The organism is Streptomyces sp. ALB3, assembly GCF_044385685.1.
Classification (GTDB): domain Bacteria; phylum Actinomycetota; class Actinomycetes; order Streptomycetales; family Streptomycetaceae; genus Streptomyces.
The window spans coordinates 1-20,280 of record NZ_JBISCE010000028.1 but is presented as its reverse complement, the minus strand read 5'-3'; the positions used below and the strand labels follow the sequence as shown (position 1 = coordinate 20,280).

Sequence of the window (20,280 nt, the reverse complement as noted above, 5' to 3'; positions counted from 1 at the left end):
CGGATGAGCCTGCCAGGGCCCGGGCCCGGGATCAGTGCGTCCGGGCCCCGGATCGGGGGTGTCCTCAACCCCCCTTGGCAACGCGGCCGTTGTGTGCTTCAGGCCGGTTCGGAGGTGTCCCGTACGGGTGTGTCCTCGATGCGCGAGCCGGGCGCTCCGCGGTTGGAGGCTGCCGGGCTGTGCGCGTGCTGCGGGGGTGCCTCGTCGTCACCGGTGCCCACGCCGGCCGGCGGGGTGCGCAGGACCAGCAGGGCGACGTCGTCGCCGCTGGGGTCGATGCGGATCAGCAGTTCGTCGAGGAAGTCCTCGACGTCGCGGCGGGCCAGGGCGGCGGCGTGCCGGCGCAGCGTGGCGAGACCGGCCTCGATGTCACGGGCACGGCTCTCGACCAGCCCGTCGGTGTAGAGCAGGAGGGTGGACCGGGGCGGGAGGTCCGCGCGGGCGTCGGGCCAGCCCAGCCCCATGTGCAGTGCCGAACTGAGCCCCAGGAGAGGGCCGTGGCCGGCTTCTAGGAAGCGGGTGTGCCCGTCGGCGGTGACCAGCAGAGGCGGGGGGTGGCCGGCGTTGACCCAGTGGAGCTGCCAGGGCCCGCCCTCCTCACCTTCGATGCGGGCGAACACGCAGGTGGCCATGGGGGCGTCGCTCGTGTGGGTCATGGCCTCGTCCAGACGGCGCATGATCAGACTGGGGGGCTCGGTCCTGTCCCAGGCCAGTGCGCGCAGCATGTTGCGCACCTCGGCCATGTGCGCGGCAGCCTTGAGGTCGTGGCCGACGACGTCCCCGATGACCATCGTCAGGACCCCGTCGCCGAGGAGGAAGGAGTCGTACCAGTCCCCGCCGATCTCGGCGGCGCTCTCGGCCGGCCGGTACCGGGCAGCCAGTTCCAGGTGGTCGACCTGCGGCAGGGGAGTGAGGAGCTGGCGCTGCATGGTCTCGGCCACATGGCGTTGCTGCTCGAAGAGCTCGGCTGCTTCCATGACGAGGCCCACGCGGCGCGCGATGTCGGAGAGCATGAAGACCTCGGCCTCGCTGTAGGACGAGTCAGGGGCTACGCGCGCGACGGTCAGCGCGCCGAAGACCTGCCGCCGGGTGTGCAGGGGCACCACCACGGCACAGGTGCCCCCCAGCCGGTCGAACAGTTCCCGGTGCGCGGCCGCGAGCGGGCCGTCCGGCTGCCCGGCGAGCGCGTCCGCGTCCAGAACGACGGGATCGGCGCTCCGCAGTGCCTGGACCGCTGCCGAACGGGTGCGTTCCGGCAGGGGCGGCAACGGGCCCGTGAGGGCTTCCCCCGCACCGCGGCCGTCGGCGGTGCGGACGGTGACACGCTGCATCTCGCCCGTGTGCCCCGTCGAGCGCACGTCGATCGCCGCCCAGTCACCCATGTCCGGTACGAGCAGGCCGGCCAGCCTGTCCAGCATCTCCGGCGTCTCCAGGGTGGCGATGAGGACCGTCGAGACCTCCGCCACCATGGTCAGCCGTGCGGTGAGTCCCTCCAGGGCGGCGAGGTAGGCGGCGGTCTGCTCCGCGGCGTCACGGTGCAGGCTGAAATCGTGGAAGACGACCACCGCGCCTTCCATGCGCCCCTCGTGCCGCAACGGAGTGGCCGCCCAGATGACAGGCACCAGACTGCCGTCCCCGCGGAGGAAGAGCTCCTCGCTTCCCTCCGCCGGCTGCCCGCTGTCCAGCACGGCCAGCAGGCCGCACTCGCCCCGCGGCGAGGTACCGCCGTCCTTCCGCCGGTGCAGCAGGTCGTGCATGTCGCGACCGAGCATCTCCTCCTGCGGCCGGCCGAGGAGCTGCTGGGCGCGCGGGTTGCACGCGGTGAGCCGGCCGGTGGTGTCCGTGACGAACACCCCTGCCCCCAGGCTGTCGAACACCGTGCGCATGAAGCCGATCTCCAGGAGCCCGTCCTGGGACCTCATCGAGCGGCCCTCCCGGACTCCGCAGGGCCCTCGCCGCCCGTGCCCGGCGCCCGGCCGTCCGCCGGACGGCCCGGCGGCGGCAGCCGCACGGGCGGCACCCGGCCCGCCGCCGGGAACGCGGTGTGGGAGGTCATGCGCTCATGCCTTCCGCTTCGTGGTCGGAGCTGCTCCGGCCCACCCGGCGACGAGTCCGGGGAACGCCCGCAGCACCACAGCATCTGTTCATCATTCATCCGGTACGCCCGATCCGCCGCTCGGGAGCGTCCGTCGGGCGGGGCGCCCGGGGCTGTCCGGGCGCGCCGAGCATCGCGGACCCGGTCGGGCGGCACGCGGAGACCGTCTCAGAAGCCTGCCCGGTGGAACGCGCTGAGCGGCATGCGTACGGCGTCGGCGGCCCGCACGACGCGGCGGCCACGGCTCATGACGCGGATCTGCCGGCCGCACGTACGGGAGCGTCCGTCCTCTCCATGACTTCGGCGGCGCTCACTCCGGGGGCGGTCTCCACCAGGACCAGACCGTCCTGGCTCACGTCGAGGACGGCGAGATCCGTGATGACGCGATGGACGCAGGCCTTGCCCGTCAGCGGCAGGGTGCACTCCTCGACGATCTTCGGGCTCCCGTCCTTGGCGGTGTGCGTCATGGTCACGATGACGCGGCGGGCTCCGTGCACGAGGTCCATGGCCCCGCCGATGCCGGTCACCATCTTCCCCGGCACCGCCCAGTTGGCGAGGTCGCCCCGGGCCGACACCTGCATGGCCCCGAGCACGGCGGTGTCGATGTGGCCGCCGCGGATCATGCCGAAGGACAGCGCCGAGTCGAAGAACGAGGCGCCCGGCCTGACGGTCACCGTCTCCTTGCCCGCGTTGATCAGATCGGGGTCGACGTCCTCGTCGTACGGGTAGGCGCCGGTACCCAGGATGCCGTTCTCCGACTCCAGGACGACGTGCACGCCCTCGGGCAGGTGATTCGGGATCAGTGTCGGCAGTCCGATGCCGAGGTTGACGTACTCGCCGTCGCGCAGCTCCGCCGCCGCCCTCGCGGCCATCTCGTCCCGGTTCCAGGCCATCAGTCCCGCGCCTCCCGCTCGGTGATCGTCCGTTTCTCGACCTTCTTGTCCGAGGCCTGCCCGGGGGTCAGCGCGACCACCCGCTGCACGAAGACGCCCGGCAGGTGCACGTGGTCCGGGTCGATCGCGCCGGGCTCGACCAGTTCCTCGACCTCCGCCACCGTGATGTGGCCGGCCATGGCGGCGAGCGGGTTGAAGTTGCGCGCGGACTTGTTGAACACCAGGTTCCCGTGCCGGTCGCCCTTGGCCGCCCTGACGAGGGCGAAGTCGGTGCGGATGCCGCGCTCCAGGACGTAATCGGTGCCGTCGAAGTCGCGTACCTCCTTGGCGGGGGAGGCCAGGGCCACACCGCCCTCGCCGTCGTAACGCCAGGGGAGTCCGCCGTCGGCGACCTGCGTTCCCACTCCCGCGGGGGTGTAGAACGCGGGTATCCCCGCCCCACCGGCCCGCAGCCGCTCGGCCAGGGTGCCCTGCGGGATCAGCTCCAGCTCCAGCTCACCCCCGAGGTACTGCCGGGCGAACTCCTTGTTGCCGCCGATGTACGAACCGGTCACCCGGCTGATCCGGCCGGCGGAGAGCAGCACCGCGAGGCCGGAGTCCATCGCCCCGCAGTTGTTGGACACGACGCCGAGCCCGCTGACGCCGCTCGCGTGAAGGGCGTCGATCAACACGCTCGGCACACCGCTGAGGCCGAAGCCCCCCACAGCCACCGAAGCGCCGTCCGGCACGTCGGCGACGGCCAGCGCCGCTGACGCGACCACCTTGTCCATGGGTCCGTCCATCCATTAGTGTTCGCATAGTGAAATATATTTCACTTTGGTGTGGGGAGTCTGCCGCCCGGATCGGAGCCCTGTCAACGGTTCCGGTCCCGCCGGAGAGATCCGGTGGGCGTCGCCGCGGCCGGGGCGCGGCAACCGCCCGCAGCCCGCCGCCGTACCGTGTCCCTCCGGCACGGACGCACCCGACGGAGAAACGAATGCCACCGACCCGGACCACCCAGACCGGCACCCAGGCTCCCGCGGAGGCCGTCGCACCGCTCATGCGCGGTATCGCCGTGCTGCGCCGGCTGACCGACGCGGACGGCTCCCTCAGCCTCAGCGACCTGGAACGCGCCACCGGGCTCGCCCGCTCCACCGTGGACCGGGTCACGCTCACGCTCGCCCGTACGGGATACGTCCGCGTCGAAGGCCGGACCGTCACCCTCGCGCCGCCCCTGATGGAGCTCGGAAACGCCTACCTCTCGTCGATCCGCCTCCCCGGCCTGCTCGGCGACGGGGTGGACGCCCTCGCGGACGAACTCGACGAGTCCGTGTCGCTGGCGGTGCCCGACGGCGGGGACATCCGTTTCGTGCACCAGGCCACCCGCCGCCGCGCGATGTCCCTGAGCTTCCGCATCGGCGACCTGCTGCCCGCCGAACGCACCGCCCCGGGCGCCCTGTTCGCCACCCTCTGGGAGCCGGAACAGTGGCAGACGTGGCGGGAGAGGCGGGTCTCCGATCCGCACGGAGCCGGCTTCCCGTCCCTGCCACCGCGTCCGCTGCGGTCGGAAGACCTCTTCGAGGCCCGTGTGGCCTCGGCCCTGGCCGATGGCTGGTCGCTGGACGACCAGCTGATCGAACCGGGCCTCGTCGCCCTCGCCGTACCCGTGCACGACTCCGGCGGGGGCATCGCGTGCGCACTCAGCGTGGTCAGTCACACCAGCCGGCACAGTGCTCAGGGGCTGCGCGAGAGTCTGCTGCCCCGCGTGCGAGACGCCGCGGCAGCCATGGAACGCCGACTCCGCGACGCACCCCGGGGTGGCTCCGCGCCCGCCCAGGGCCCGCTCGCCTCGTGGACGTCGGCCTCGAAGCAGGAACTGGGCCGGGAGTTCGTCGAGTCCCTCGCCAGGGGCCTGACCGTGATCACCGCGTTCGGAGAGAGCGGCGAAGCCCTCACCCTCAGCGCCGTCGCCCGCGCCACCGGTCTGTCCCGCGCCTCCGCGCGGCGCGCGCTGATCACACTGGAGCACCTCGGCTACGTGACGGCCGACGGACGCGACCACCGGCTGACGCCGCGCGTCCTCGCACTCGGATATCCGCCGCTCTCCCGCATCACCCTGCCGCGGATCGCCGAACCGCACCTCGCCGCACTGGCGGGGCGGATCCACGACTCCACCTCCCTCGCCGTCCTCGTGGACGACTCGGTGCAGTACGTGGCGCGCGCCGCCACCCACCGCGTCATGAACGTCAACATCACCGTCGGCACCCGCTTTCCCGCCTACGCGACGTCACTGGGCCGGGTCCTGCTGGCCGGCCTGGGCGACCGCGAGCTCGGCGCCCTCCTGGACCACGCGGAGCTGCGCCCGCTGGCCCCGCACACCCTGACCCGCCGCACCGAACTCGAAGCCGTCCTCGACCGGGTACGCGTGGAGGGGTACGCCCTGGTCGACGAGGAGCTCGAGGCGGGCCTGCGCTCGATCGCCGTACCCGTCCGCGACCGGTCCGGCACCGCGGTCGCGGCCGTCAACGTGGCCATGCACAGCAGCAGCCGGACGACCGGGGAGTGCCTGGAACAGGTGCTGCCCCAGCTCCGCCTCGCCGCGGACCGCATCGAGTCGGAGTTCCGTACCGCGGCCCGGTTCACCGATGTGGCGGTGGCGTGAGCCGTCCGTCCCCTCACGCGTGGAAGCCGTTGCACACGACGGAGGTGAACCCCCCGGGGCCGTCCTCGACGTGGTACAGCACCACCGTCCAGTCGCCCCGGTCGTCGCCCACCGGGACGGCCTCGACGACCCGTTCGCCGACGTGGGCCCTGAAGTCTTCGGGATACCTGAAGGTGACGGTGCCCCCCGAGGACCACGCCGAGAAGAGGTCGACGGGCTCGCTGGTGAAGCCGACCCCCTTGCCGAGGGCCCGGGTGGGACGGCCCGTGGCGGGGTCGATCCCGTGCGGAGGCCGGACACCGACGGCCACGTGGTAGGGCGAGGGCCGCTTCCCCTCGCCAGCGTCCTTCGGGCGCACGGTCACCGAGGCCGTGTCCGAGCCGGTGGTGTGCGAGACGGACGTCCGCAGGCCCGCCGGGGGCGCTCCCTGGCTCAGGCCGTCGGACAGGTCGCAGGAGCCGATGCCGTGGGCCGCCTCCGCGGGGTCCTCGGACAAGGTCCAGCGGTCCCGCGACTCACGGTCGTCCACGGCGTGCTCCGGCGGCTTCCCGGCCGGTGCGGTGGTGACCGGCCGCCGGGACGCCTCCGCGCCGTTCGTCGGCCCCGCACCGGCCGCCCGGTCCTCCGGCGGTCCCGAGAGCAGCCAGGCCGTCGCCGACGCGGCCAGCACGGCCGCCACCGCCGCGAACCCGAGCGATCCCCTGAGCCCGCCGCGGGAAGGACGCGTCCGGCGGTCCGGCCCGTCGTACGGCGTGGGACCGGGCGGCCCCGCGGACACGGCCGGCTCGTCCGGCTCCGCCGCGTCGGCCGGCAGGGCGGCGGTCACCGGGTCCTCCCGTACGGCGGCTCCGGCATGGGGCAGCGAGCGGTAGTGCGAGTCGGTCGCCAGGGCGGAGTCGACCGCGCACCGCGCGATCACCACCGCGAGGTCCGGCCGGCCGGCCGGATCCTTGGAGACGCACTCCCGGATCAGCGCGGCCAGCGCGGGGCGCACGCCGGTCAGGTCGATCTCCTCGTGCACCACCCGGTAGCTCACCGCCGCCGCGTCCCCGGAACCGTAGGGAGGCCTGCCCGTCGACGCGTAGGCGAGCGTCGCACCCAGCGCGAACACGTCCGCGGCGGGGCCGGCCTCGTTGCGCAGGATCACCTCGGGCGCCGAGAACCCGGGGGTCCCCGTGGCCGCGCCGTCCCGTGTCAGCACCGTCTGCCCGAGGGCCCGGGCGATCCCGAAGTCGATCAGCTGCGGTCCCTGCGGTGAGAGGATCACGTTCTGCGGTTTCAGGTCCCGGTGGGTGACCCCGTGGACGTGGACCGCGGCCAGCCCCTCGGCGAGGGCGGCGAACAGCTTCAGCGCACTGTCGGGCGGGAACGGCCCGGCCGCCTGCACAGCCCCCCGCAGCGTGGGCCCCGCCACGTACTCCGTGGCCAGCCAGTAGGGCGGGGCGTCGAGCGACGCCTCGATCAACTGGGCGGTGTAGGCACTGCGCACGGCTTCGACGGTGGCGGCCTCCCGGCGGAAGCGCGTCAGCGCCTCCGGGTGATCACTGATCTCGTCCCGGATCACCTTCACGGCCACCAGCCGTCCGCCCGGGGAACGGCCGAGGTACACCTGCCCCATTCCACCGGCGCCGAGACGGCCGAGTAACCGGTACACGCCTATGCCTGAGGGGTCCTGAGGCCGCAGCTCGTCCACCGGCACGACTGTGCCACATCTGCCGTCCGCCGGAACGTGCCTCCCCGAATCCGGGCCACTCCTCGTCGTCCGCGTGCGTCGGAACGGGTCTGTTCGCGACCGCAGCGGGTAGGCGACCCGTCGGCGGGACGCATGCGCCACCGCACCCCGCGCCGCACCGCCCGGCGGGCACCGGGTCCCACCGCATCGCCGGACACGCTCCGGATGCGGCGGACGACGAGGGCGCAGAGGATGCGAGGGGTGGCGAGACGCACCGGCCGGTCCCGTCGAACCGAGCAGCGACGTCCGAGGGAGACGACACCATGGCGCCCGAGCGAGCCTCTTCCGGCAGCACAGCATCGCGAGACCCCGGTCTCGCCCGCCCGCTGGCCGAACGTGCGGGGTGGAGCGACGTGGACGTGCGCGCGGTGGACACCGTACGGGTGCTCGCCGCCGACGCCGTCCAGAAGACCGGCAGCGGCCATCCCGGTACGGCGATGAGCCTCGCCCCCCTCGCCTATCTGCTGTTCCAGCAGGTCATGCGGCACGATCCCGAGGACGACCAGTGGCTGGGCCGGGACCGCTTCGTCCTCTCGTGCGGCCACACCAGCCTCACCCTGTACATCCAGCTCTACCTGGCCGGCTACGGACTGGAGATGGAGGACCTGAAGGCGCTGCGCACCTGGGACTCGGCGACCCCGGGCCACCCGGAGTACCGGCACACCCGCGGCGTGGAGATCACCACCGGTCCGCTGGGCCAGGGGATGGGGTCCTCCGTCGGCATGGCCATGGCCGCACGCAGGGAGCGGGGCCTGCTCGACCCGGACGCCGCGCCGGGCACCAGCCCGTTCGACCACCACGTGTACGTGATCGCGTCCGACGGCGACATGATGGAGGGGGTCGCCTCCGAGGCCGCTTCGCTGGCCGGTCACCAGCAACTGGGCAATCTCATCACCTTCTACGACTCCAACCACATCTCGATCGAGGACGACACCGACATCTCGTTCAGCGAGGACGTCCCCGCCCGCTTCACCGCGTACGGCTGGCACGTGCAGACCGTGGACTGGACCCGCACGGGCGACTACGTCGAGGACGTCGACGCCCTGCTCGCCGCGATCGAGGCGGCGAAGGCGGAACGGTCCCGGCCCTCGCTGATCATGCTGCGCACGATCATCGGATGGCCCGCCCCGACGAAGAGGAACACCGGCAAGGCACACGGGTCGGCCCTCGGGGACGACGAGGTCGCCGGCACCAAGCGGCTCCTCGGCTTCGACCCCGACACGTACTTCCCGATGGAGGACGAGGTCCTCTCCCACACGAGGGCGGTCGGGGAGCGGGCCAAGGACGCCCGGAAGCGCTGGCAGCACACCTACGAGGACTGGCGGGCCGCCGCCCCCGAGCGGGCCGCCCTGCTGGACCGGCTGAGGGAGCAGAAGCTGCCGGACGGCTGGACCGACGCCCTTCCGGACTTCCCGGCCGACGCCAAGGGGATGGCCACCCGCAAGGCGTCCGGCCAGATCCTCACCGCTCTCGCCCCGGTCCTGCCCGAACTGTGGGGCGGCTCCGCGGACCTCGCGGGCAGCAACAACACGACCATGGACGGGGAACCCTCGTTCGTCCCCGAGGACCGGCAGACGGCCGAGTTCACGGGAGGCCCCTACGGGCGGACCCTGCACTTCGGTATCCGCGAGCACGCCATGGGCGCCGTGCTCAACGGCATCGCGCTGCAGAGCCTGACCCGCCCCTACGGCGGCACCTTCCTCACGTTCAGCGACTACATGCGCCCCGCGGTCCGCCTCGGCGCCCTGATGAAGCTCCCCGCCACCTACGTGTGGACGCACGACTCGATCGGACTCGGTGAGGACGGACCCACCCACCAGCCCGTCGAACACCTGGCCGCCCTGCGGGCGATCCCCGGCCTCGACGTCGTACGCCCCGGTGACGCCAACGAGACCACCGTCTGCTGGCGGGTGATCCTGGAGCACACCGACCGCCCCGCCGGTCTCGTGCTGACCAGGCAGAACCTTCCGGTGCTCGACCGCTCGGACGGTGTCCACGCCCCGGCCGACGGAGCGGCTCGCGGCGGGTACGTCCTCGTCGAGGCGTCGGGAACCGCCCCCGACGTCATCCTCGTCGCGACCGGGTCGGAGGTGCACATCGCCTTGGACGCCCGCAAGCTGCTGGTCGACGAAGGGCTGGCCGTCCGCGTGGTGTCGATGCCGTGCCGCGAGTGGTTCGCCGAGCAGTCCCAGTCCTACCAGGACGAGGTGCTGCCACCGGACGTCCGCGCCCGCGTCAGCGTGGAGGCCGCCGTCGGCCAGGGATGGCGCGAGGTGGTCGGCGACGCCGGCCGCATCGTCAGCCTGGAGCACTACGGCGCGTCCGCCGACTACGAGCGGCTCTACGAGGAGTTCGGGATCACCGCCGAAGCCGTCGCCGCCGCCGCGCGGGCGAGCATCCGGGACGCCGTGGAACCCCCCAGGCCGGGCGGGCGGCGGTCGTAGGGCACCTCGTCAGCCCAACTGGCGCCGCACCAGTTCGTGGAGCTGCCCGCCCGTGTCCGCGAGGAGCTCCGCGGGCGGCCCCTCCTGGACGACGCGGCCGTCCGCCATGACGATCACGCGGTCCGCGTCCATGACCGTGGACAGCCGGTGCGCGATGACGACACGGGTGGCCCGCAGGGACCGGGTGCTCTCGATCACGGTGCGCTGGGTCTCGTTGTCGAGTGCGCTGGTGGCCTCGTCGAAGAACAGGATGCGGGGGCGCCGGACGAGTGCCTGGGCGATCATCAGCCGCTGGCGCTGCCCCCCGGAGACCGAGCCGCCACCGGAGATCATCGTGTGCATCCCCATCGGCATGCGCTTGATGTCCTCGGCCAGCCCCGCCATCGCTGCCGCCTCCCACGCCTCCTCCTGCGTGAACACCTCGGCGCCGCAGATGCAGTCCAGGATCGACCCGGACAGCGGCTGAGCGTTCTGCAGGACGACCCCGCACTGACGGCGCACGGCCGCCTGGTCGAGCGCCGCCAGGTCCTGGCCGTCGTACAGGACGCTGCCCGAGGCCGGCTTGTCGAAGCCGATGAGCAGCCGCAGCAGCGTCGACTTGCCGCAGCCACTGGGACCCACGATCGCGACGAACTCGCCGGGACGTACGGTCAGCGACACCTCGTCGAGCACGACGGGACCGTCCTCGGAGTAGCGGAAGGACACACCTCTCGCCTCGATCTCCCCGGACAGCGCCCCCGGCTGGGTACTGGCGCTCCGCACCTCGGGCGCCTCGTCGAGCACCGGCTTGATCTGCTCGAACATCGGCAGGACGGCGGCGGCGGACACGAACGCCCCGGTGAGCTGGGTGACGGCCGTCAGCAGCATCGTCACGGACGTGTTGAAGGTCAGGAACTCACTGGCGGTCAGCGACCCCCGCGCCGGGCCCGCGAGCATGACGAAGACGACCAGGGAGCACAGCGGCAGACAGACCGCGTTGAGCACCGTCGTGAGGTTCTTGATCCGGCCGGCCCGCTTCTGCAGCTCCCGGCTGCGGGCGAACTCCGCGGCCCACGCCCCGTACGCGAAGCTCTCCGCTGCCGCGACCCGCAGCTTGGGCAGCCCGCGCAGGGTCTGGAACGCCTGGTTGTTCAGCCTGTTCCCCAGCTCGACGAGCCGGCGCTGCCAGCGGAGCTCCCACATGCCCATGGTGAGGAACACCCCCGCGACGACCACGAGCATCGCGACGGCGGTGAGCGCCAGCGGGACACTGAACCAGAGCAGCAGGCCCAGGTTCATCACTCCCAGCGTCCCCGCCTGCACCACGACGGGGCCGGTGCCGGACAGCACCCGCCGGATGGCGCTCACCCCCATCGCCGCGCTCGCGAGCTCTCCGGTGGAGCGCTCGGTGAAGAACCTCGTCGGCAGGCGCAGGAGCCTGTCCCAGACGGCGGGCTGAAGGGTGCTCTCGATCCGTCCCTCCATCCGCAGGATCGTGAGGTTCTGCAGCAGCATGAAGGCAGCCGAGACGACAGCGGAGACGATGACGGCCAGCGACACCTGCACGATGAGGGCGTTCTGGGCCTTGGGCACGTACACGCCGAGCACCTTGCCGGTCGCGATCGGCACCAGTGAGCCCAGTGCGACCGTCACCAGCCCCGCCAGCACCAGCCTCCGCAGATCGCCCCGGGTGCCGAACAGACCGAAGCGCAGCAACTGCCTTCTGCCCAGCGGCTTATCGGGCAGCGGCCTGTAGAACATCACGGCACGTTCGTCGAACTCCTGCGCGCAGTCGCGGTCGACACGGCTGCGCCGCCTGGTCAGCGGATTGACCGCCTCGTACCGGCCGCGTCGCCAGAGCAGGGCCACCGGCGCCCCCGAGGCGGCCCGGCGCCCCACCAGCGGACCCGAGTTCTCCCGCCACCAGCGCCCGTCGAGCCGCACCGCGCGGCTGCGGACGCGCGAGGCGACAGCCACACGCTCGACCGGATCGATCCGGTCGCTCACCACTCCGCCCGTCGCTGGCTCCGCGAGGACGATCCCGGAATCGCGGGCCACCAGCCGGCAGGCCGCGTACACAGCGTCGTCCGAGGCGCCCGACGCGTGCGCGGCGCCCCTTCCGGTCCGTCCGATCGAGGTCAGCAGGGCCTGGTCGGCCTCCTTGCGGACCGTCTCCCCCGCCTTCAGGCCCGCGGCGGTCCGGTCCTCGTGGGCGCGTTCCAGCTGTTCGATCCAGCGGTCGAGCGCCGACAGCAGGCGGTACTGCTGATTGACCATCCCCTGCCACATCGCCGGATCGACGAGCAGGTCACCCGCCGCCTCGGCGCTGAACGCGGCGCCGTACTGCACGCTGCCGGGCGACACCGGCAGCCACAGGATGTCCTCGTCGCCCACCGTCTCGTCGAAGGTGGTGCGCCCGTCCAGCGGGGCCTCGAACAGCACGCGCCGGCCACGCCCCACCCCGAGTGAGAAGGCGTGCTCCAGCAGACTCAGCGTCGCGTCCCCGGTGTCGTAGTGGCTGCGGTACTGCGCGTCGTACGCCCCGTGAACGTCGTGCTCGGGCCGGTGGAGCTCCCGCAGCGCGATCCGCCGCAGCACGCACCCCTGGAGGGGCCGTCCGACCAGGGTGTGCTGAGGACCCTCGACAGGCCCCAGGACGAGGGTTCCCGGTTCCAGCCGCCCCAGGAAGTGCCAGTGCCCCTGTTCCACCGCGTCCACGGCGAACAGGTCCAGGGCGCCGCCGACGACGAGCCACAGGACCTGGGGACCCTCAAGCGACATGCTCCGCAGTCCGGTGCAGTCGACCGGCTCGCCGAGAGCGCCCAGAGCGCCGATGACCGGGTCGTGCCCGGGGGCCTCCGTGCCCGAGGGAGGATGTACGGATGCCATGGTGTCAGTGCTCCCTGACCAGTTCGGCGTAGGGGCCGCCGGCGGCCACCAGGTTCTCGTGCCGACCGCGTTCCACGACGGTCCCGTGGTCCAGCACCACGATCTCGTCGCTGTCGCGCACGGTGCTCAGACGGTGGGCGATCACGACACAGGCGCAGCCGCGCCGCCGCAGGTTGTCGATGATGACCCGCTCCGTCTCGGCGTCCAGCGCGCTGGTGACCTCGTCCAGGACCAGGATGCTGGGCCGGCGCACGAGCGCCCGGGCGATCTCCAGGCGCTGACGCTGTCCGCCCGAGAAGTTGCGGCCGTCCTGTTCCACCCGGCTGTGGATGCCGCGGGGACGGCGGGCGACGACCTCGTACAGCGCGGCGTCCCGCAGCGCCTCGGTCACGGCCTCGTCCGGGACCGACGGGTCCCACAGCGCGACGTTGTCCCGGACCGTCCCTTCGAAGAGGAAGACGTCCTGGTCGACGAAGGAGACCGATGCGGCCAGCGCCCCCCGGGGTATGTCCTCCAGACGCCGGCCGTCGATGCGGATCGTCCCCTCCCACGGGCTGTACAGACCCGAGATGAGCCGGGAGACCGTCGACTTGCCGCTGCCCGAACCGCCGACGAGGGCGACCTGCTGCCCCGGGCCCACGGACAGGGAGAACCCTGAGAGCAGGGGCTTGTCGAGCGGGCTGTAACCGAAGGTGATGTCCTCCAGTGTCACGTGGCCCTTGAGCCGGCGTGTGCTCGCCGCAGGCTCACGGCGGGAGTACAGCGCGTCCACGGGGAAGTTCTCGACGTCCTTGAGACGGGCCACGTCCGCCGCGAAGTCCTGGATCCGCCCCGCCACCCCGTTGAGCCGGGTGACCGGGGCGGTGAAGCGGGTCACCAGTGCCTGGAAGGCGACGAGCAGGCCGATCGAGATGTGCCCCTCGACGGCCCGCAGTCCGCCGATCCACAGGATCAGGGCGCTGTTGACCGTCGCGAGAGCGGGGGCGACGATGCCGAGCCAGGCACTCGGTACCCCGAGGCGCTGCTGTTCGTCCAGTGTCGTCGCGTGCTGTCCGGCCCAGCGGCGGAAGTACCCGTTCTCGCCGCCCGTGGCCTTCATCGTCTCGATCAGCTGGAGACCGGTGTACGAGGTGTTCGTCAGCCGGGCGCTGTCGGCCCGCAGCTTCTGGGTGCCCGTGGCGCGCAGCCGCACGACGACGCGCATCGCGACGACGTTGAGCAGCGCGATCCCCACGCCGATGACGGTCAGTTGCGGATCGTACGTCCACAGCAGGAACGCGTAGAGCAGGACGACGATGCCGTCCACGCCGGCCGCGGTGAGGTCCCGGGCGAGCGTCTCGGCCACGGCGTCGTTCGACTGGAGACGCTGGACGAGGTCGGCGGGACTGCGCTGCGAGAAGAAGGTGACGGGCAGCCTGAGCAGATGCCGGAAGAAACGCGCGCTGCCGAGTGTGGAGGAGATGATGCGCCCACGCAGCAGATTGGCCTGCTGCAGCCACGTCAGTACGGCGGTCAGGGCGACCATGGCGCCCATCGAGGCGAACAGCACGCCCAGCAGCGAGGTCTGTTCGCCAATCATGAACATGTCGATATAGGTACGGCTCAGGGCCGGCAGCGTCGCCCCCACGGCCACGAGCAGCAGGCTGGCGAGGAGGGCGACCAGCATCGTGCCGGTGGTGCCGCGCAGCCGGGCCGGCAGCGATGCCATGACGCCCGGCTTCCGCCCGCCCCGGCGGAAGCCCTCGCCGGGTTCGAGGACGAGGACGACCCCGGTGAAGCTGGTGTCGAAGTCCTCGGTGGGTACGAACCGGCGCCCCTTGTCCGGGTCGTTGATGTGCACGCCACGCCGGCCCAGCCGGCGTCCCACGCCGTCGTACACCACGTAGTGGTTGAACTCCCAGAACAGGATCGCGGGCGCCCGCACCTCGGCCAGGGCAGCCGGCTCCATCTGCATGCCCTTGGCCTTGAGGCCGTAACTCCTGGCAGCCTTCAGCACGTTGCTGGCGCGTGAACCGTCACGCGAGACGCCGCAGGCGATCCGCAACTCCTCCAGCGGCACATGGCGGCCGTAGTGGGCGAGCACCATCGCCAGCGAGGCGGCACCGCACTCCAGGGCTTCCATCTGGAGCACGGTGGGGGTGCGCACCGTCTTCGTCCGTCCCCGCTCCGGCGCGGGACGACGCCGCCGCCTGTTGCCAGGGGCTCCTTCCGGGCGGTGCCTGCCGCGGCCGGCAGGGGGCAGCTGCCGGGCGGCAGGCGAGGGGTGGGAGGTGGTCACGGGAGCAGCCAATCGATCGGGCGCTGGTCGGTGAGACGGATGGAGCCGGTGGCCAGGGTCATGGAGCCGATCGCGTAGGGCGGGCCATCGGCCGAGGACCACCGGTAGCCGGACTTCGTGGAGTCCGAGCGCTCGATCCTCACCAGGACCGCCAACGGCCTGCCGTGGCGGGAGAACTGCTCGCCGAGCTGGGCGTCGCCGAGGAAGCGGGTGATCTGCTGCTGGGTCTGCGCGGCCCTGCCGACCGCCGCCACCTCGCCGCGGAGCACCCCGTACCGCTGGGCGGGCACGGACTGGACGGTGAGATCGACCGAGGCGCCCACCGGCACCGACGCGGCACTGCTGCCGGCCACGTACAGCAGGACGACCAGCGGGTCGTCCGCACCGTCGACCCGTTCGACGCTCGCCACGTCCGCGCCGGTGGTGACCACCGCGCCGATCGTGGCCGTCACGGAGGTGAGCCGGCCGGCGTCGATCGTACGGACGACGCGTTCACCCTGCTCGGTACGGACCTTGAGCAGGGGGGAGTTCCGGGGGAGCGTCTCACCCTCCTCCGCGAGCACCTCGGTGATCTGTCCGGCGACCGGGCTCTGCAGGATGTAACTGCCGCGGGAATGCGTGAGGATGCCGGGCGCGTCGAGCGTGCCGGCGACGGAACCCGTCGCGGCCCAGAAGCAGGCGGCGGCCATCACGACGACGGTCACACAGAGGACGAGCAGGCCCTGAGGGCGGGCGAAGCGCACCGGAAGGTCGAGCTGTTCGGGCGACTGCAGCTTGGAAAGGGCCTGTTGGCGGAACTGCAAGGAACTCCTCCCTCACCTGTCAGCGGTCGGCACCGAGCCCCGGAACCGATCGGTTCCGGGGCTCGGTGGGGTACTGCCGTGTCTCAGAGACCGGCGGTCAGGCCGGAGGCCAGGCCGGTGACCGCGCCCGTGTTCACGCCGGTGGCGGACTCGACGAGACCGGTGACCGAGCCGACGACGCCGGCGACCGGGACGATGCCCTCAACGGTGCCCGTGACGTTGCCGAGCACGCCGCCGACGAGGCCGCCCGAGACGTTGTCGAGGTCGCTGTCGGAGATCTCGGCGGTCTCGACCTGGGGGGTGTAGTTCATGATGAGGCCCTTCGTATGGAAATTGCTTATATACGGAAACCCGGTGGGTGCGGTTTCCGTATGGCCCAGGATCAAAGCATGCCTGTGCCTCGCACAGCCAATCGAACTCGGGCCGTTCTGTGGTGATCGGACCACTGGAATCGACGTACGTGCAGAAGTGTTCATTCGGTGGCGTCAAATTCTTCACGAGCTTCACCGGATGAATTCGGAGCCGTCGTGGCCGCATGCCCGCCAAGTGGGGCAGTCCTGCCCCAATCCACCCACTTACCTGCTCGGACCTGGCATTCTCTGCCGGATCGCGTGATCGGTGTGCGTACGCCGTGTGCAGGTTTCCGCGACACGGCTGTCCTGTAATTCCGGACGCGGGTGATGTGCCCGGCGCAGGAGATCGGGAACTATCGGTATTCACGCCATCGTAAAAGCTGAGGGTGACTCTCTTTTCTCGGACATCGCCTGCCAATGCGTGACGTATTTATGAAGCCCTTTCCTGCCTCATGTGTCCGGGGTGTCACGCCGCCTGCGGATGTGTGGAGGAGGCGTGCCTTTCGGTCGGCGCCGCCCGGGTGTGCCGGTGGGGCGGCCTGCGGGGGAGGGATGGCTCAGTCATCCGATGAAAACGGCCGCACCACTTCTCCCGGGTGGTCGGCGGCGCTACCATCGGGGTGCTCTATGGGAGCGCTCCCATCTCTGTGTCAGCCCCCTACCGCCGCTGTGCGGCGGTCCAGCTCGGAGAGGACGTTTCCGTGCGCTTGAGCGCCAGACCAATCGCCGCCCTACTGGCGGCACTCGCCCTTACCGCCGGGTTGTCGGTCACCGGCAGCCCGGCCGTGGCACGCTCGGACGAAGGGCCAGCCGCAGCCGAGGCATCGGATGTGTCGATCGCGGCGGACACGTACACATGGAAGAACGCGAGGATCGACGGCGGGGGGTTCGTGCCGGGCATCGTCTTCAACCGGGCGGAGAAGAACCTCGCCTACGCCCGCACCGACATCGGCGGCGCCTACCGCTGGGACCAGGCGGGCAAGCGGTGGACACCGCTGCTGGACTGGGTGGACTGGGACCGCTGGGGCTGGTCGGGCGTGGTGAGCCTCGCCTCCGACACGGCCGACCCCGACAACGTGTACGCCGCCGTCGGCACGTACACCAACAGCTGGGACCCGACGAACGGAGCGGTCCTGCGCTCCCCGGACCGCGGCGCGTCCTGGAAGGCGGCCACCCTGCCCTTCAAGCTCGGCGGCAACATGCCGGGACGGGGGATGGGGGAGCGGCTGGCTGTCGACCCGAACAAGAACTCCGTGCTGTACCTCGGTGCTCCCAGCGGCCACGGACTGTGGAGGTCCACCGACTCGGGGGTCACCTGGGCGGAGGTGACCGCCTTCCCGAACCCCGGCAACTACGCGCAGGACCCGTCGGACACCAGCGGATACGGCAACGACAACCAGGGCATCGTGTGGGTGACCTTCGACGAGCGGTCCGGAAGCGCGGGCAGCGCCACCCAGGACATATACGTCGGTGTGGCCGACAAGGAGAACACCGTCTACCGCTCCACGGACGGCGGCTCCACCTGGTCCAGGATCGCCGGACAGCCGACCGGACATCTCGCGCACAAGGGCGTACTCGACTCCGCGACGGGCCACCTCTACCTGACGCTGAGTGACACGGGCGGCCCGTACGACGGAGCGAAGGGACGGATCTGGCGGTACGACACGGAGTCAGGGGCGTGGACGGACGTCAGCCCCGTCGCGGAGGCCGACACCTACTACGGCTTCAGCGGCCTCTCCGTCGACCGGCAGAAGCCCGGGACCCTGATGGCGACCGCCTACAGCTCCTGGTGGCCCGACACCCAGATCTTCCGCTCCACGGACAGCGGTGCGACATGGACCCAGGCGTGGGACTACACGAGCTATCCGACCCGCTCCAACCGCTACACCCTGGACGTCTCCTCCGTGCCCTGGCTCAGCTGGGGCGCCGCCCCGTCCCCGCCGGAGACCGCGCCCAAGCTGGGCTGGATGACGGAGTCCCTCGAGATCGACCCCTTCGACTCGAACCGGATGATGTACGGCACGGGCGCGACCGTCTACGGCACCGAGAACCTGACGGCCTGGGACACGGGCGGCCAGTTCAGGATCACGCCCATGGTCGAAGGGCTGGAGGAGACGGCCGTCAACGACCTGGCGAGCCCGCCCTCCGGCGCGCCGCTGCTGAGCGCGCTCGGTGACATCGGAGGCTTCCGGCACACGGACCTCGACGAGGTGCCCGCCATGATGTTCACCTCGCCGAACCTGGACTCGACCACCAGCCTGGACTTCGCGGAGGCCTCCCCCGGCACGGTCGTCCGGGTCGGCAACGCGGACGCCGCCCCGCACATCGGTTTCTCGACCGACAACGGTGCCAACTGGTTCCAGGGCTCCGAGCCCGCCGGGGTCACCGGCGGCGGCACGGTCGCCGCCGCCGCGGACGGCAGCGGCTTCGTCTGGAGTCCGGACGGCGCCGCCGTCCACCGGACGACCGGGTACGGCAACTCCTGGACCGCGTCCACGGGAATCCCCGCAGGGGCGATCGTCGAGTCGGACCGGAAGAACCCGAAGAAGTTCTACGGCTTCAAGGCCGGCACCTTCTACGTGTCGACGGACGGGGGAGCCTCCTTCACCGCGAAGGCGAACGGGCTGCCGGCCGAAGGCAGCGTCCGCTTCAAGGCCCTGCCCGGCGCCGAGGGCGACATCTGGCTCGCGGGAGGCGCTTCGACGGGTGCGTACGGCCTGTGGCGCTCCACCGACTCCGGTACGAGCTTCACCGAGTTCACCGGGGTCGAAGAGGCCGACAGCGTAGGCTTCGGCAAGGCGGCCGCCGGAGCCTCGTACCAGACGGTCTACGTCAGCGCGAAGATCGGCGGGGTGCGGGGCATCTTCCGCTCCACGGACGCGGGAGCCGGCTGGACGCGGATCAACGACGACGCGCACCAGTGGGCATGGACCGGCGCGGCCATCACCGGGGACCCCCGGGTGTACGGCCGGGTGTACGTCTCCACGAACGGCCGGGGCATCCAGGTCGGCGAGTCATCGGACGCCGGCGGCGGAGGCACCGACCCGGACCCCGATCCCGACCCGGATCCGACCGATCCGCCGGCGGAGGCCGACTGCTCCGTGGCGTACAAGGTCACCAACGAGTGGTCCGGCGGCTTCCAGGCCGAGGTCACGGTCACCAACACCGGACGTACGGCCTATGAGGGCTGGCAGCTGGGCTGGTCCTTCCCGGGCAACCAGAAGGTCACCCAGATGTGGAACGCCTCCCACCGGCAGGATGGGGCGAAGGTGACCGCGACGAACGTCGGCTGGAACGGCAAGGTGGCCCCGGGCTCGTCGGCGGGCTTCGGCTTCACCGGCACGTCGAACGGCGGCAACACCGAGCCGGACGCCTTCACACTGGGCGGTGAGGCCTGCACCGTCCTCTGACGGCCGTGAACCGGCGCGGGGAGCCACCACTTCCCGTGCCGGCTCACCACCCGGGCGGGCCCGGGGATCTGCCAGCAGCCTCCGAGCTGCGACGCGGTCTCCGGTGTCCGGGACCGGGCGCCCCTGGCGTGCGGAGATGCCGTCCGGGGCCCGACGACGGCCCCGGACGCGCGGTTGCGGCGGTCCCGGCGTGCCGGGGGAGGGGCATGACGCGGGGTCCGGCAAGGAGTGGCTGCCCGACCCCGCGCCGTCCGACGAGCTGACGGCTGCCAGGGCGATTGCCCTCGCTGATGGTCCCCTCCGGTGGCGGAGCGCCACATCTGACGGGCCATGGGTTCAGGGAATGACGGCCGTTTCGGCTCGGCCTGGCGCGCCACCGCCTCCCGCGCCGGTCCCACGGGCGCCGGGCCCCCTACACGGATGATCGTCTTCTCCCAAACCTCGCCCCGGCGTGGCGTGCCGTCCAACGGGTGACATCTGCTCCCCTGTCACACGATGGGCCCACCGTGTCGCTCGAATGCGGGCTTCCCGAGTGGTGCGCCCCCGGATTTCAGCTGACGGTGGATCACGTCGCACCCGTGATCCGATGAGCCGACAACCAGCCGGCCAGCGCGGGAGTGGCGAAAGGACTGTGTATCCATGCGCTCTGCCCGCACCCTGTTCGCATCGGCCGCCGTCACGGCGGTCCTCGCGGTCTCCGTCCCCGCCGCATACGCCGTGACCTCGGCGGACGACTGGGACAAGGACAGCGGCTCCTCCGCCA

General features: G+C 71.6%; 11 protein-coding genes. 3 read left to right on the top strand and 8 right to left on the bottom strand.

Annotated features, from left to right (window positions below):
• Window positions 1-98 precede the first annotated feature (98 nt).
• From ACHFIV_RS18130 to ACHFIV_RS18120, 3 genes are all read right to left on the bottom strand, one after another.
• The gene (locus ACHFIV_RS18130) at window positions 99-1,922 is read right to left on the bottom strand and encodes a SpoIIE family protein phosphatase (RefSeq protein ID WP_398969777.1); all 1,824 of its coding nucleotides are present in this window, start codon (window positions 1,920-1,922) and stop codon (window positions 99-101) included.
• A gap of 418 nt (window positions 1,923-2,340) precedes the next feature.
• On the bottom strand, window positions 2,341-2,988 hold the full coding sequence (locus tag ACHFIV_RS18125) for a CoA transferase subunit B (RefSeq protein ID WP_398969775.1): 648 nt from the start codon (window positions 2,986-2,988) through the stop codon (window positions 2,341-2,343).
• The gene (locus tag ACHFIV_RS18120; protein WP_398969773.1) at window positions 2,988-3,758 is read right to left on the bottom strand and encodes a CoA transferase subunit A; all 771 of its coding nucleotides are present in this window, start codon (window positions 3,756-3,758) and stop codon (window positions 2,988-2,990) included. Before ACHFIV_RS18120 ends, ACHFIV_RS18125 begins: the two co-directional genes overlap by 1 nt.
• 206 nt (window positions 3,759-3,964) lie before the next feature.
• On the opposite strand from ACHFIV_RS18120, the gene ACHFIV_RS18115 reads away from it, so the two are divergent.
• A complete protein-coding gene (locus ACHFIV_RS18115) occupies window positions 3,965-5,629 on the top strand; it encodes an IclR family transcriptional regulator domain-containing protein (protein ID WP_398969771.1) in 1,665 nt (554 codons plus the stop codon).
• Window positions 5,630-5,642: 13 nt separating this feature from the next.
• Here the strand turns inward: ACHFIV_RS18115 and ACHFIV_RS18110 are convergent, their stop codons facing one another.
• Window positions 5,643-7,322: a serine/threonine-protein kinase gene (locus tag ACHFIV_RS18110; RefSeq protein ID WP_398969770.1), complete on the bottom strand. Its 1,680-nt coding sequence runs from the start codon at window positions 7,320-7,322 to the stop codon at window positions 5,643-5,645.
• A gap of 302 nt (window positions 7,323-7,624) precedes the next feature.
• On the opposite strand from ACHFIV_RS18110, the gene tkt reads away from it, so the two are divergent.
• Window positions 7,625-9,805 carry a transketolase gene (tkt, locus tag ACHFIV_RS18105; protein WP_398969767.1) on the top strand — a complete coding sequence of 727 codons (2,181 nt, stop codon included), beginning with the start codon at window positions 7,625-7,627 and terminating at the stop codon, window positions 9,803-9,805.
• A gap of 9 nt (window positions 9,806-9,814) precedes the next feature.
• Here tkt and ACHFIV_RS18100 read toward each other — a convergent pair whose 3' ends face one another.
• From ACHFIV_RS18100 to ACHFIV_RS18085, 4 genes are all read right to left on the bottom strand, one after another.
• Window positions 9,815-12,673, bottom strand: a complete 2,859-nt coding sequence (locus ACHFIV_RS18100; RefSeq protein WP_398969764.1) for an NHLP bacteriocin export ABC transporter permease/ATPase subunit — start codon at window positions 12,671-12,673, stop codon at window positions 9,815-9,817.
• Window positions 12,674-12,677: 4 nt separating this feature from the next.
• Window positions 12,678-14,951, bottom strand: coding sequence for an NHLP family bacteriocin export ABC transporter peptidase/permease/ATPase subunit (locus ACHFIV_RS18095; protein WP_398969761.1), 2,274 nt, complete (start codon window positions 14,949-14,951; stop codon window positions 12,678-12,680).
• The gene (locus ACHFIV_RS18090; protein ID WP_398969758.1) at window positions 14,948-15,754 is read right to left on the bottom strand and encodes an HlyD family efflux transporter periplasmic adaptor subunit; all 807 of its coding nucleotides are present in this window, start codon (window positions 15,752-15,754) and stop codon (window positions 14,948-14,950) included. The genes ACHFIV_RS18095 and ACHFIV_RS18090 overlap by 4 nt, the downstream gene beginning before the upstream one ends.
• An 83-nt stretch (window positions 15,755-15,837) precedes the next feature.
• Window positions 15,838-16,065 carry a type A2 lantipeptide gene (locus ACHFIV_RS18085; protein ID WP_398969755.1) on the bottom strand — a complete coding sequence of 76 codons (228 nt, stop codon included), beginning with the start codon at window positions 16,063-16,065 and terminating at the stop codon, window positions 15,838-15,840.
• A 743-nt stretch (window positions 16,066-16,808) separates the two neighbouring features.
• Between ACHFIV_RS18085 and ACHFIV_RS18080 the strand changes: the two genes are divergently transcribed.
• Window positions 16,809-19,517 carry a cellulose binding domain-containing protein gene (locus ACHFIV_RS18080; protein WP_398969753.1) on the top strand — a complete coding sequence of 903 codons (2,709 nt, stop codon included), beginning with the start codon at window positions 16,809-16,811 and terminating at the stop codon, window positions 19,515-19,517.
• Window positions 19,518-20,280 lie beyond the last annotated feature (763 nt).